The sequence below is a fragment of the Rossellomorea marisflavi genome (assembly GCF_009806575.1).
Lineage (GTDB): Bacteria > Bacillota > Bacilli > Bacillales > Bacillaceae_B > Rossellomorea > Rossellomorea marisflavi_A.
The window spans coordinates 4372008-4385748 of sequence record NZ_CP047095.1; the positions used below are offsets into that span (position 1 = coordinate 4372008).

The window sequence follows — 13741 nt, forward strand, 5'->3', positions numbered from 1 at the left end:
GACTCCCGCGGAAACAGAGGAAAGGTCGAGACCCCGCAGGCACGAGGAGGCTCGACTTCCTCTCCGCAGGAAAGCGGTCGGCCGAAGCGGAACGAAACATCCCATCTCTCTTCCCCACCAATAAAACAGAAGAAAGGGGTATTGAGACGCACCCCTCTATGCACTAACTCCCATATCACGCAGTAGTGCAGTGCAGCGGAGGCCGACCGACTCCCGCGGAAACCAGAGGAAAGGTCGAGACCCCGCAGGCACGAGGAGGCTCGACTTCCTCTCCGCAGGAAAGCGGTCAGCCGAAGCGAAACGAAACGCCCCATCTTATCACTAAAAGCTAGCCAAGCTCAAAAATACAAAAAAGGATGAAGACCCGAAAGCCTCCACCCTTACTCTACCCCTTGCCAAACAAAGGATAAACCTTCCATCACACAGCTACAAGCGGCGTAGGAACCTTCGGATCCGTATCCAAAAGATCAAACTGCTCCCCAACAAGAATACCCTTCGTCTCCAACGTCTGCGAAACGCTCATCCTTGCCAGATCCTTCATATTATTATCCAAGCTCAAATGCGCCAAATAAAAATTCTTCGTCCGATCGCCAGCCACCTCGGCCATGGCAATCGCCGCATCTTCATTCGACACATGCCCCACATCGCTCAGGATGCGTCGCTTGATGTTCCACGGGTAACGCCCCATTCGGAGCATCCCCACATCATGATTGCTTTCGAACACATACGTATCGGCATTCGCAATGATACCCTTCATACGGTCGCTCACGTAGCCTGTATCCGTCATGAGGACAAGTTTCTTCTCGCCATGATGGAACACATAGAACATCGGCTCCGCTGCATCATGGGACACACCGAATGACTCGATGCTCATGCCGCCGAAATGCTTGGCCGTTTCCATGTCAAAGGTGAATTTCTGCTCGGTATCGATATTCCCCACGAGACCGTCCATGGCGTTCCACGTCTTCTGATTCGCATAGATGGGAAGCTTGTACTTCCGTGCAAGGACGCCGAGGCCCTTGATGTGATCGCTATGCTCATGGGTGACGAGGATGCCGGACAGGTCTTCGATCTTCCGTCCGATCTGGCTGAACAATCCTTCCATCTGCTTGCCGCTGAATCCGGCATCGACGAGGAAGGAGTGCTCTTCGTTCTCAACGAATATGGCATTTCCTGTACTGCCGGAAGCAAGTACACTAAAATGCATGCTCATGTTTCTCTCACTCCAATGGTTTGTCTTTATCTGTCGTGCTCGTCTCCAAAAATTGTCCTTCGAAGGCGTTCTGATAGTAATCCTCTGTCTCATCCCCATTCTTCACGACGAAATGCCATGTAGGGGCCAGCACCTGGGATTCCTCCCAAGGCACAAAGGTGGAGTAGCCGAGAACCGGCCGTTCCACAGTGCTGCCAGCAGGAATGCGCTGGGTGTTATAGAGGTTGCCGAATGCTGCAAACGGGGTGATGATCGGTTTTTGCTCGTCGCTCAGTTCCTTGATGCTGTCGAACATCGTCTGGGTGTACGAGACGATTTCATTGCTCTGATTGAGCTGGAACACGATCATCCCGTTCGTATTATTGTAGATCTTCCTATCCTTGTACGTCTGGAAATAGGTGATCGTTCCTTTTTCTTTATCAATATCCCAGTAGCTGTACTTGTCCCCATCGATCATGTTCACCTTCATGAACTCATTGAGTTCTTCGGGCTTGAATTTCTCACTGATCGGTAAAGGATCCTTCAATACTGAGTTTATCGTATTCTCGTTCATAATTCGAGCATCCTGATTTTTCAAGTCCTTCAGATCCTCTGATTTGAACTTCTTCGCCACCGCTTCAATATACGGTTCCCTCACGACTTCACTGGAGAGGTCCTTCGGATACTTGATATTCTCAGACTTCAGCTGTTCATCAATCGTCCACTGACCGAGGGTATCGAGGTTGCTTTCAGAGACCTTGCTGATAAACGTGGAGACCAGGAAGACGTTCAAGATGAGAAATACGACGATGAAGATCGTTTTCGTCTTACTCCAATCCATTCAAGACATCCTCCTTTTGCTCCGTATCCAGTCTGATCCAATTACCGTCGTACTTATAATACCAGGAAGGCTCAAAGTTCAGCTTCCGGCTATCCTCCGGGTTTCGGGTCATCTTGTATCCGACCACGATATCCTGCACGGAATCGAGATCGATGCTCTTCGCGTCCTGGAGCATCGTAATGACAGAGGCACCGCTTGGAAGCTGTTCTTTCGACACAGCGCTCGACGAGAAGTCGCTGGATGAGAAGTCCAGTGTGAAATAAGGGCGGCTATACTTATTGACCGAGTTGGTCCCCACCGTCTCCGTGATTTCCGCCATTCCCTGATCATTGAATACCGGAAGATTCTGGACGAAGAGTCGGTAGGTGACTTTGTTCTGATCCGGATTGATCGAGAAGAATTGGAAGTTCTTATCGGTCCAACCGCCGTGCTCATTGACGAAGCTCATGGTCTCCGTAAGCAGATGATAAGACGGCCACGGCTCGACTCTCTCCTCTGTGGGATACACGAAGGAGAGCGTGTTGTAATCTTTATTCACGGTCATCAGACTGTACACAGAGATATACGTGTCGACATTTCCGTTTGACGAGAGATTGATGCTCTTCCCATCGATAAACAGGGCATTCTTATAATCCTCTATGGAATCCAGGTCGGTGAAATACTGATAGCTGATGTATTCATCCTTCGCAAGCGGCAGATAGATCGTCCGGTCGTCCGTCAGCGCATATTCCATATACTCTGTATATTGAAGGGAGAGCTTTTTCAAATATCGACTGGCGAACGTGTTGACGCTGTTCTGGTCGACACGGGCTGTATAAACGCTGGTCGTCCCCTTTTTCGTTTCCTTTGGCAGGAAGAAAACGGCACTGGAATCAAGCCCCTTATCATTCAAATCGATGATGATACGTTCGAAATCGGCTCTCGGAACCGACGAGCTGTCCAGATTCAGGATCTGGCTGTAGACCGATAGAGGGACATTGTCAGGGAAGATGATTTCGATGCGATTTTCTCCCTTGGACACTTCCTTTAGATCTTGTTCGCTCAATTGCACCTGGGAAAAATCATAGACGTTCCACGTCCCGATGTCCTCCATGACCTTATCGATCTCTTTTTGATTCGACGTACCGAGGGTCTTATCGGCCTGGTGGTACAGAAGTTTGAACGGCTTGATCAACGAAGGCGCAAGCTCATCTTCCGGGCGCTTTTCCCCGACGGTCACTTTCACGGGGTTATCCTGATCCTCGATTGTTTCATAACGTGGTTGATACGTCCATAGACTGTAGGTCAGGAAGATGCTGATCGCCACCAGGACGGTCAGCAGTATGGATTTGAATTTTTCGTAGTTCATGACCAATCATCCTCTTGAAGAGCGTCATAAGGCAGGGTAAAGGTGATGGTCGTCCCTTTTCCTTCTACACTGTCCGCCCAGATATCGCCGCCATGCGCAGTGATCATTTCCTTCGCGATGGCAAGACCAAGGCCGGTTCCACCCATTTGACGGGTCCGCGCTTTATCGACGCGGTAGAACCGCTCGAAGATTTTACCGAGATTGTCTTTCGGAATCCCGAGCCCCTGGTCGGAAATGCTGATTTCAATGAACCCATTCTTCTCCTCGACGATGAACGTGATCGTTCCGCCTTCCGGAGAATACTTGAGCGCATTGGAAATGATATTATCCAAAACCTGCGTGATTTTATCCTGATCGATCTCGACGAACATCGCCTGATCGGGAAGGATCCGCACGAAGCGGACATCCTGATTCTTCGACATCTCGAAGCGATCGATGATCTTATGGAAGAACCCGATGAAGTCCATCCAGTCCCTGTTGAACCGGTAGTCCTTGCTGTCCATCTTCGACAGCTGCAGCAGGTCATTGACGAGACGGATCATCCGCTCGGTTTCATTCTGGGTGACATCAAGGAAACGCGGTGCGATATTCTCGTCCTGCCAGGCTCCTTCTGCAAGGGCCTCCAGGTAGCTTCGCATCGTCGTGAGCGGCGTCCGGAGCTCATGGGACACGTTCGCCACGAATTCACGGCGTTCCAGGTCGATCTTCTCCTGCTCCGTAATATCATGAAGCACGGTGATCAAGCCGTTCACGAAGCCCGTCTCCTTCTGGATGATGGAGAAATTCGCGCGCAGGATATACGGCTTTTCATTCGTACTGTAGTCCAGGATGATGGAGTCCTGGGTATTGGAAAGATCCTCGAAGCTATACTCTTCTTCGATCCCAAGAAGGGAAACGATTGGTTGAGACACCACCGTTTCACGTGAAACATTCAGCATGTTTGCTGCGGGATCGTTGATGAGGATGACCCGGCCTTTCCGGTCGGTGGCGATGACCCCGTCCGTCATATAGGAAAGGACGGAGGACAGCTTCCTTCGCTCCCCTTCTGTCGACGCCTGGGAGTCCTGAAGCCGTTTCGTCAGGTTATTGAAGGTGATGGCGAGCTGACCGATTTCATCATACCCGTACACCTTGACCTTCCGGGAGAAATTCCCCTTCGACATGGCCAGGGCCTGCTTCCGCATATCGGAAATCGGCCGCGTGATCGTCTGGGCCAGAAGCACCCCAAGGATCGCCGTGATGACAAGGGCGATGATCGTCCCCCTCGTGAAAATCGCATTGATCTCATTCATCTGATCATAGACCGTCTCGATCTGTCCGACGACGAACATTGCCCCGATCACTTCGTTATTGCTCTCGATCGGTTCCGTGAACACCCAAATCCGATCACCTGATTTTTTATCAAAATAAATGTCATTATGGTTGATACCGAGGGCAAGGGCCCGCTTGACTTCCTTTTCCCCGGCTGCCTGGCCGATGAGGTTCTGCTCATTCTGTCCAGACGTCCCGATGACCCGGCTCTTCGCGTTGATCACCCGGATCTCCGAGATATCGTTCGTCCTGCTGTCCCTCAGAATCCGGTTCAGATCGTCCTCAAGCTTCGGATCGGTATCGGTCCGGGTTTTGAGCATTTCTTCTTTCACCGTATACTGAAGGATCTCCACCCTGTTCTGGATGGAGGTCTTGAAGTTATTCACAAACCGTTCCTCAAGGGAGCGGACAAAGTACACCCCGATGATCTGCATGGCGAGCAGGATCAGGAGTACATAGATCATCACGAACTTAAGATGGATGGAACGGGTCAATCCGACTTTCTTCATCCGATTACTCCTGTTCTGGGTTTCTCAAGTAGTACCCGACACCCCGTCGCGTCACGATCCACGTCGGATGGCTCGGATTATCCTCGATCTTCTCGCGGAGCCTACGCACCGTCACATCGACCGTACGGACATCCCCGTAGTAGTCATAGCCCCACACCGTCTGCAAGAGATGCTCACGGGTCATGACTTGTCCGATATGCTTTGCAAGATAATGAAGCAGCTCGAACTCACGATGGGTCAGCTCAATGGTGTCTCCACGCTTCGACACGACATACGCATCGGGATGGATCGTGAGTGAACCGATCGTGATTTCATTATTCTCATCCTCTTCCACCTGGGCCGCACCCTGCTGGTGACGGCGAAGATTCGCCTTCACACGGGCGATCAGCTCGCGTGTACTGAACGGTTTGGTTACATAATCATCCGCACCAAGCTCAAGGCCGAGGACTTTGTCGATCTCTGAGTCCTTCGCCGTCAACATGATGATCGGCATCTCATATTTTTTCCGGATTTCACGGCACACTTCCATGCCGTCACGGTTTGGAAGCATAATATCAAGAAGCACAAGGTCCGGCTTGATTTCCTCTGCCATGCGCACGGCTTCATCCCCGTCATACGCACAGTGAACCTCATATCCTTCTTTTTTTAAATTGAACTGCAGTATATCAGCAATGGGTTTTTCATCGTCAACGACTAGAATTTTCTTATCCATATGAATTGATCTCCTTATTTAAACGAATTTGATTCAGGATACTCTCTTTAAATTTATCACTTTCTTCATATTAAATCACCTTTTACTCAGAAAACTCCTTCTTCCCAATATAACAAAGGGGACTGACATTGCAAAATGGATGTCAGTCCCCTCGTGATGAAATCTATTGATGAAGTACGTCCAATGGATTCAGCATCTTTCCGTCCTTATACACTTCGATGTGCAGGTGGATTCCGGTCGATTGCCCCGTATCCCCCATCACGCCGATCTTCTGGCCCTGCTCGACCTTCTGACCGGCCTTTACAGAGATGGAAGCCAAATGTCCGTAAATCGTCTTATAGCCATTCTGATGATCAATGACGATCTTGTTGCCGTAGCCGCCGTCATTCCATCCTGCCGACTCGACAACACCGTTATCCACGGTCTTGATCGTATGATCGGTCGGACGCGCGATATCGATTCCCTTATGGAATTTACCCCAGCGCTCACCCTGCTTGGAGGAGATGTATCCCCCGTTCGTCGGCCAGACGAAGTTTCCGTTCCCGCGGCCAGGGATCTCCTTTGTTCCTTTAAGGACGATATAGTCCACAGGCTTCTTCAGCGTTTCCTCATCCTTCACGTCCTTTGATTCAACCGCACCGTTCTCTTCGGTCACCTCATAGGTCACGGATTTCTCGCCTTCTTTACCGGCCTGCTCGACCTTTGTATCGCCCTTCGTCATGGACGCATCGTCTTTCACTTTCTTCTCATAGTCGATTGCTTCAAGCTTGTTGACTTCCTTCTTCACCACCATATGAAGAAATGGTTCAGATTCCTTGATCACAAGCTTCTCACCGACCTTCAGCGCCTCGTCAGCCTTCACGCCCTTGTTCAAGTCGAGGATGTCATCCATGGAGAGGTCATGCTCCTTGGCAATTTCCCCAAGGCTGTCGCCGCGCTCCACTTTGTAATCCTTCTCTTCGACTTTACCAGACTCAAGATCCTTCGCAGCCTCTTTCACCGAAACCACTTCATCCGGATCGACCTTCGCTTCCTTCGTCTCCACCTGCTCCTTGAACGAAAGATCCAAGATCCTGGACTCATTCTCCCCGAGCTCCGGCAGTGACTCGTCGTCCTTACGATTCTCGTAATCTTCCAGTTCTTTTTTCGACACGTGATTGAGTTTGAACGCCTTGAGCACGTCCTCGGCGTCCTTCTCATCCTTCACGTAGGCCACCGGCTCACCGTCCACCTCCACGGCATAGGCATTCGCCTCGACAGAAACCGAATTCTGGACGGTATTCAACACGTCCTGATCCTGTGATTCAATCGTAAATACATCTTCAGGTATGTATGTTACTTCTTTATTAAAATCAAGATCGATATCCTTATGTTCATCCATGGCTTTGGAAAGCTTCTTCTCAAGCACAGCATCCACTTCCGCTTTATCCGTCACGGCCCCGACATACTCAGAATCCATATATACATGATACACCGTCTTAAAGTCCTCAGCAGCAGAAGCACTCGACGCCGTAGTAAATGCTCCCAGCACAAGGGCAATCGCACCTGCTCTTTTCAGCGAGGGAAACGGTGATGATGGTAACCCCAATTTCATTGATTTTCCTCCTATTACAAGACATGCATGTCTATCGTAGTAGTCTTTCAATCACTCATACCAACCCAATTTACCATATTTCAACGAATTCCGGGCTGATGTATCATGATTGTAAAAAAACTGTATCAACGACTAGGACAATCGATTGATAGAAGAGCTGTGAAGCTTGTCATAGAGGGAACTGGGAATGTAAGGACATTGCAATAAACATGGGGAAACATGGGTAAAACGAGCGGGGAATATTACAGAGGGATGACAAAAAACATAATAAAAAAGTACTACGAGAGGCAACGTCGTCGCAGTACTTTTTATAAATGGCTCAGGACAGAATCGAACTGCCGACACATGGATTTTCAGTCCATTGCTCTACCAACTGAGCTACTGAGCCACAATATGAAAATGGCGGTCCGGACGGGACTCGAACCCGCGACCTCCTGCGTGACAGGCAGGCATTCTAACCAACTGAACTACCGGACCAACTTTTTTTCGCAATAGCGAAAATAAATCTACAACACATTCGTGACCCAACTCGACATAGGTGTTAAACATCCTACATCAAACGCCGAAACCTTTTAAATCCGGAAAATTTCGACAAATCACGAATAAAAATTTGCGACCCACATGGTGGATCGTCTATTTTTAAATCCCAATGAAGGAATGAAAAAATGACCCGTACGGGATTCGAACCCGTGTTACCGCCGTGAAAGGGCGGTGTCTTAACCGCTTGACCAACGGGCCACAAAAATAATGGTGAGCCATGAAGGATTCGAACCTTCGACCCTCTGATTAAAAGTCAGATGCTCTACCAACTGAGCTAATGGCTCTAAAAAAGGATATATATAAACACGATTCGGCCGTTTATATCTTACATCTATCAGGCCTCTTTCGTGACAACGAAATTAATATTATCACAGAGCAAAACACTCCTGCAATAGTTTTTTGTCTTTTTTCGTCGAAAATTATTTCTCGGGGAATAATTTAGAGGTTTATTTGCTCGGAAATGGTGTAGAACGTGCTTTTGTAGTGGCCGGATTTTGTTAGGTGGGGGTGGATTGGAGGAGGCGGTTTGCCAATGCAAGACAATCGATGAGAAGGAACTCTCTACACTGTTGATTCGTTATTGTATTACTGAGTAGCAGGAAATAATCTCGTACAGCCGTGAAATGGGCATCCTTGGCTTTAAAATCACACTTAATGCATCTCCAGAACTTATATATACGATCCATCGGTAGGAAAGAACATTGGGGACATTTGACTCCAGGATGAATATCATTTTTCTCCAAACCATACCTAAGTAAAATAGAAGTTTGATCCGGTATATGGTGCTTAAGTGTTTGCTTTGAGATTTTCTTTATGATCCGATGTGGGAGTGGATGGGTTTCGTAATAATTCATTAGTGTCTGAAGGTTTGATACGAGGGTCTGTGGACGGATGATGAGGTTATCGTCTTCGTAGTTTTCAGAGGTTAATACTGTATATGGATTACTCATAACAATGAAGCCGTGGATGGGTATCTCAGGGTATCCATTGTTTTTTAACCAGCTTCTATATTGTGATATTTGCTTCTGAAGTTGCAACACAGGGTCCGGAAAAGCCTTTTGCTCACCATTTTTGGTTTGGACTACTTGATTAAATTTCCCGTCAAACGTTAGGTGACCGGACATATTCTTCACTTCTACTATTGCGACAAAACAATGCGAAATGATAAGAAGATCGAGTTGAAAAAAATGCGTACCATTAAATAGCCGAACGTCATGTAAAATATAGTATTGGTCATTAGGTAAGAATGAAAGGTAGTATTCTAAGGATTTTTCCCCATTGTAACCCGACATGAACTTCCTAAGATCAGATTGAATGAGGGGGAGCTTTCCACTAGACTCTGTCACTCTTTCTGAAAGGGCTTGTAACTTTTGGATGGTTAAAGAGGGTTTTAGTTCTTTGACCTTCATTGCATCACTCCTATTTCATTATTGTAAAGATTATTTTCGACTCATAACGGCAAAATCCTTCCTTATAAATTTTTCTTTTTTTGAGAGGTGAAATTTACTTTCAACTCTGGCAGATTTACTTTCAACAAGAGAAGATTTACTTTTAACTTTCAAACAAATACTTTCAACTTTAAAATTCAGCTAAAATTTTTAATCAACTCTCTTCATTTACTTTCAACTTTGAACCCTTTCTTTCAACATGGCTCCCATGTTATCAACTCCACCCACATCGACCACCTCTGCCCAACTCCACTCGTACCGCCCCCAACCAATCCAATCAAAAAAAGACCCAACCCCAAAGGGCCAGGTCCATCCATCAATCAAACCAATCTTATCGTACACTCCACACGCTGCGAACCACGTTCGTCTGTGAACGATCCGGTCCGACAGAGAAGATGGATAGCGGGATACCTGTGAGCTGTGAGACGCGCTCGAGGTAGTGGCGTGCGTTGTCTGGAAGGTCTGTGAGCGTCTTGCAGCCGGTGATGTCTTCGGTCCAGCCTGGAAGCTCTTCGTAGACAGGCTCGCACTCGGCAAGGATGTTGAGGTTTGCCGGGAACTCTTCCATGATTTCGCCTTTGTATTTGTAGGCGACACAAATTTTCAATGTTTCGATGCCGGTTAGGACGTCGATGGAGTTCAGTGATAGGTCAGTCAATCCGCTGACGCGGCGTGCGTGACGGACGACGACGCTGTCGAACCAGCCGACACGGCGGGCGCGGCCGGTGGTTGTGCCGTATTCGCGGCCGACTTCACGGATTTGGTCACCGATTTCGTCTGTCAGTTCAGTCGGGAACGGGCCATCTCCTACGCGGGTCGTGTACGCTTTGGATACACCGACAACGTGGTTGATCTTCGTTGGGCCGACACCTGAACCGATGGTCACGCCACCAGCTACCGGGTTGGATGATGTAACGAACGGGTATGTACCCTGGTCGATATCGAGCATGACACCTTGTGCTCCTTCGAATAGGACGCGGCGTCCGTTGTCGATGGCGTCGTTCAGAACGACGGATGTATCGACGACGTAATGCTTGATTTGTTGACCGTACTCATAGTACTCGTCAAGGATATCTTCGATCTTGAAGCCTTCTGTTTCGTAGAAACGCTCTAGGAGACGGTTCTTTTCTTCAAGGTTGCGTTCAAGCTTTTCTTCGAATGACTTGCGGTCAAGAAGGTCGGCGATACGGATTCCGATACGGGCAGCTTTATCCATGTAAGCAGGGCCGATTCCTTTTTTCGTTGTACCGATCTTATTGGCACCTTTACGCTCTTCTTCCACTTCATCAAGCTTCAAGTGGTATGGAAGGATGACGTGGGCGCGGTTGCTGATGCGCAGGCTGTCTGTTTTCACATCACGGTCGTGAAGGTATTTCAATTCTTGTACGAGTGCCTTCGGATCCACGACCATACCGTTTCCGATGACGGAGATTTTTTCATTATAGAAGATTCCAGATGGGATCAAGTGTAATTTGTAAGTTTCGCCATCGAATTTGATGGTGTGTCCGGCGTTGTTTCCGCCTTGATATCGTGCGATTACTTCTGCATGTTCAGAAAGGAAATCAGTGATCTTTCCTTTTCCTTCGTCTCCCCATTGTGTTCCAACAACTACTACTGAAGACATGTGAGCACCTCCGACGGGAATCGTGATTCCCCTTTTTTCAAACAAGCTTATTTTATCAACTCACTGGAAGAAAGTCAACGAAAACACGAACATTTAATAATAAACACAATGAATACGTTCGTGAAAAATGATGAATCTTTTCTCCTCACTACACCGGTGCTATGGTAAAATTATCTTATGTTTTGTCTATTACATAAAGGTGGAGTGGTCCTATGATCAAACGATTTTTCTCGTATTACCGTCCCCATCGACGGCTTTTTTATATTGATTTTTTCTGTGCCGTACTCGTCGGAGTCTTGGAACTTGGATTCCCCATGGCCGTATCGTGGTTCATTGATACGCTCCTTCCAGAGGGGAATTGGAGCACGATCGTATCGGTGAGCATCGGCCTCTTGCTTCTTTACCTGATCAGCTCGTCTATGCAGTTCGTCGTGAACTACTGGGGGCATAAGCTCGGCATCAACATCGAGACGGACATGAGGCGGGAGCTGTTCCATCACGTGCAGCGCCAGTCGTTCCGCTTCTTCGATAATACAAAGACCGGGCATATCATGAGCCGGGTGACCAATGACCTCATGGATATCGGGGAGCTTGCCCATCACGGACCGGAGGACTTGTTCATTGCCGTCATGACGTTCGTCGGCGCGTTCTGGATCATGCTGACGATCAATGTGAAGCTTGCCCTCGTCGCAATCATCATCGTGCCGTTCCTCATCTGGCTCATTTCGTATTCCAACATCAAGATGAACAAGGCGTGGACGAAGATGTACGGAAATATTGCAGACGTCAACAGCCGCGTGGAAGATAGCGTATCAGGCTCCCGTGTCGTGCAATCGTTCACGAACGAGTCCTATGAAATGGAACGCTTCAACAAGAACAACCTGTTCTTCCGTAAATCAAAACTGAAGGCATACAAAGTGATGAGCGTGAACCTATCCGGAATCTACATCACCACAAGGCTCATGACGCTGGTCATCCTCGTGTACGGGGCATGGCTCACATTCAGCGGCGCCCTTTCTTATGGGGAGCTTGTTGCCTTTATCCTGTATATCAACGTACTGTTCAAACCGATTGATAAGATTTCTGCCCTCCTGGAGCTCTATCCGAAAGGGATGGCGGGCTTCAAGCGCTTCACGGAGCTCATGGATCAGGAGCCGGATATCGAAGACCGTCCGAATGCGGTGGAAGTGGAGAGTCTTGAAGGGCGCATCACCTTCCGCGACGTGACGTTCGGATATGAAGCGGAACGTCCGATTCTGAACGACCTCTCCTTCACGATCCAACCGGGACAGACGGTGGCATTCGTCGGACCATCCGGTGCCGGAAAAACGACGATCTGCTCCCTCATCCCGCGCTTCTATGATGTACAGGACGGGGCAATCACCATCGACAGCATCGATGTCCGCAACATGACGAAGGCGTCACTCCGGTCCCAGATCGGGATCGTGCAGCAGGATGTCTTCCTGTTTGCCGGTACGCTGCGTGAAAACATCGCCTACGGACGTCTCGGAGCGACACAGGAAGAGATCGAGGAGGCGGCCAGACGCGCCCATCTGACGGATCTCATCGCTTCCCTGCCTGACGGGTATGACACCGAGATCGGGGAGCGTGGACTCAAGCTCTCCGGTGGGCAGAAGCAGCGCCTGTCCATTGCGAGGATGTTCCTCAAGAACCCTCGCATCCTCATCCTTGATGAAGCGACGTCGGCCCTTGATACCGAGACAGAAGCGATCATCCAGGATGCCTTGAACGACCTTGCGAAGGACCGTACCACCCTGGTCATCGCCCACAGGCTCGCCACGATCCGCAAAGCCGACCGGATCCTCGTCGTCACAGAAGATGGCATTGCTGAAGACGGGACCCACGAAGAGCTCCTCTCGGACGCAGGAGGAATCTTCACGAGGCTCCATTCTCATCAGAATGCGACGATCGGTTCGTAATAAAAATAGAAAGGAGGAAGCCGTGTGTGGCTTCCTCCTTTTTGCCGTTTGATAGATGGTTGGTTGTGAATTTGAGTCGGGTCGATTGATGTCTATTTGCGACTTTTTCCTGTTACGAGTGAAAGGTATGGGATACTTGGAAAACAGGGTGATTTATCAGCGAGATACTGGATGTGATTTTCCAGTTGTACCTCCACCGACAAATTCCGACTTATTTCGCAGGCTATTTTAGAGAGTTTGGACCTTATTGGGGACGCACTGGTCCGAGAGTAGTGGATTTACTTGCGACTTTCAAAAAAATAGTTGTGACTTTTTGAATTTTATTTGTGAAACCAAACATTTTATTTGCTAACGGCGATCCTGCTCGAATTTTCATTTGCGGGTGCGGCACGGTACATACGAAAGACCTTCCTTATTTGCGAATCCCGCCGCCATGCTCCCATTCAAACCAACTGCTCTAATCTCTGCCTGAACCTTCTCTCAACACTCAAACTCCATATCCAAAGCGAACCTCTTGCCATGCCACAAACGCACACTCTGACCCTCTGCTTAGCATCTACTCTTACGATATCCACTTTCCCTCCGTAAACACCCCGCCCCTGCATACCTTGCACCTCCTACAAACGATCCCACCCCAATTTCAACCGATCACAAAAAAAGAGACCCGGCCAAAACCGGATCT

General features: G+C 48.8%; 9 protein-coding genes and 4 tRNA genes. 1 reads left to right on the plus strand and 12 read right to left on the minus strand.

Annotated features, from left to right (window positions below):
* Positions 1-418 precede the first annotated feature (418 nt).
* From D5E69_RS22385 to D5E69_RS22440, 12 genes are all read right to left on the minus strand, one after another.
* Entirely contained in the window at positions 419-1213 is a 795-nt protein-coding gene (locus D5E69_RS22385; RefSeq protein ID WP_048015809.1) for an MBL fold metallo-hydrolase, read from the minus strand.
* A 7-nt stretch (positions 1214-1220) separates the two neighbouring features.
* Positions 1221-2033, minus strand: a complete 813-nt coding sequence (locus tag D5E69_RS22390; RefSeq protein WP_048004602.1) for a two-component system regulatory protein YycI — start codon at positions 2031-2033, stop codon at positions 1221-1223.
* A complete protein-coding gene (locus tag D5E69_RS22395; RefSeq protein ID WP_048004601.1) occupies positions 2020-3381 on the minus strand; it encodes a YycH family regulatory protein in 1362 nt (453 codons plus the stop codon). Before D5E69_RS22395 ends, D5E69_RS22390 begins: the two co-directional genes overlap by 14 nt.
* Positions 3378-5201, minus strand: coding sequence for a cell wall metabolism sensor histidine kinase WalK (gene walK, locus D5E69_RS22400; protein ID WP_048004600.1), 1824 nt, complete (start codon positions 5199-5201; stop codon positions 3378-3380). The genes D5E69_RS22395 and walK overlap by 4 nt, the downstream gene beginning before the upstream one ends.
* 4 nt (positions 5202-5205) lie before the next feature.
* Entirely contained in the window at positions 5206-5913 is a 708-nt protein-coding gene (gene yycF / locus D5E69_RS22405) for a response regulator YycF (RefSeq protein ID WP_048004599.1), read from the minus strand.
* 163 nt (positions 5914-6076) lie between these two features.
* On the minus strand, positions 6077-7507 hold the full coding sequence (locus tag D5E69_RS22410; protein ID WP_159130300.1) for a peptidoglycan DD-metalloendopeptidase family protein: 1431 nt from the start codon (positions 7505-7507) through the stop codon (positions 6077-6079).
* Positions 7508-7822: 315 nt separating this feature from the next.
* Positions 7823-7895: transfer RNA gene (locus D5E69_RS22415), tRNA-Phe, on the minus strand.
* Positions 7896-7907: 12 nt separating this feature from the next.
* Positions 7908-7984: transfer RNA gene (locus D5E69_RS22420), tRNA-Asp, on the minus strand.
* A gap of 189 nt (positions 7985-8173) precedes the next feature.
* A tRNA-Glu gene (locus D5E69_RS22425) sits at positions 8174-8245 on the minus strand.
* A gap of 10 nt (positions 8246-8255) precedes the next feature.
* Positions 8256-8331, minus strand: a tRNA-Lys gene (locus tag D5E69_RS22430).
* 213 nt (positions 8332-8544) lie between these two features.
* Positions 8545-9456, minus strand: a complete 912-nt coding sequence (locus D5E69_RS22435; RefSeq protein WP_159130301.1) for a nuclease-related domain-containing protein — start codon at positions 9454-9456, stop codon at positions 8545-8547.
* A 370-nt stretch (positions 9457-9826) separates the two neighbouring features.
* Positions 9827-11119 (minus strand): adenylosuccinate synthase, encoded by a 1293-nt coding sequence (locus tag D5E69_RS22440; RefSeq protein ID WP_048013890.1) that lies wholly within the window; start codon positions 11117-11119, stop codon positions 9827-9829.
* 212 nt (positions 11120-11331) lie between these two features.
* Between D5E69_RS22440 and D5E69_RS22445 the strand changes: the two genes are divergently transcribed.
* The gene (locus D5E69_RS22445; protein WP_048015812.1) at positions 11332-13059 is read left to right on the plus strand and encodes an ABC transporter ATP-binding protein; all 1728 of its coding nucleotides are present in this window, start codon (positions 11332-11334) and stop codon (positions 13057-13059) included.
* The last annotated feature ends 682 nt before the right edge of the window (positions 13060-13741 follow it).

Coding starts and splice junctions, on each gene's coding strand:
- walK (WP_048004600.1), bottom strand. CDS start 5,201: ATGAAGAAAGTCGGATTGACCCGTTCCATCCATCTTAAGTTCGTGATG.
- D5E69_RS22390 (WP_048004602.1), bottom strand. CDS start 2,033: ATGGATTGGAGTAAGACGAAAACGATCTTCATCGTCGTATTTCTCATC.
- D5E69_RS22395 (WP_048004601.1), bottom strand. CDS start 3,381: ATGAACTACGAAAAATTCAAATCCATACTGCTGACCGTCCTGGTGGCG.
- yycF (WP_048004599.1), bottom strand. CDS start 5,913: ATGGATAAGAAAATTCTAGTCGTTGACGATGAAAAACCCATTGCTGAT.
- D5E69_RS22440 (WP_048013890.1), bottom strand. CDS start 11,119: ATGTCTTCAGTAGTAGTTGTTGGAACACAATGGGGAGACGAAGGAAAA.
- D5E69_RS22445 (WP_048015812.1), top strand. CDS start 11,332: ATGATCAAACGATTTTTCTCGTATTACCGTCCCCATCGACGGCTTTTT.
- D5E69_RS22410 (WP_159130300.1), bottom strand. CDS start 7,507: ATGAAATTGGGGTTACCATCATCACCGTTTCCCTCGCTGAAAAGAGCA.
- D5E69_RS22435 (WP_159130301.1), bottom strand. CDS start 9,456: ATGAAGGTCAAAGAACTAAAACCCTCTTTAACCATCCAAAAGTTACAA.
- D5E69_RS22385 (WP_048015809.1), bottom strand. CDS start 1,213: ATGAGCATGCATTTTAGTGTACTTGCTTCCGGCAGTACAGGAAATGCC.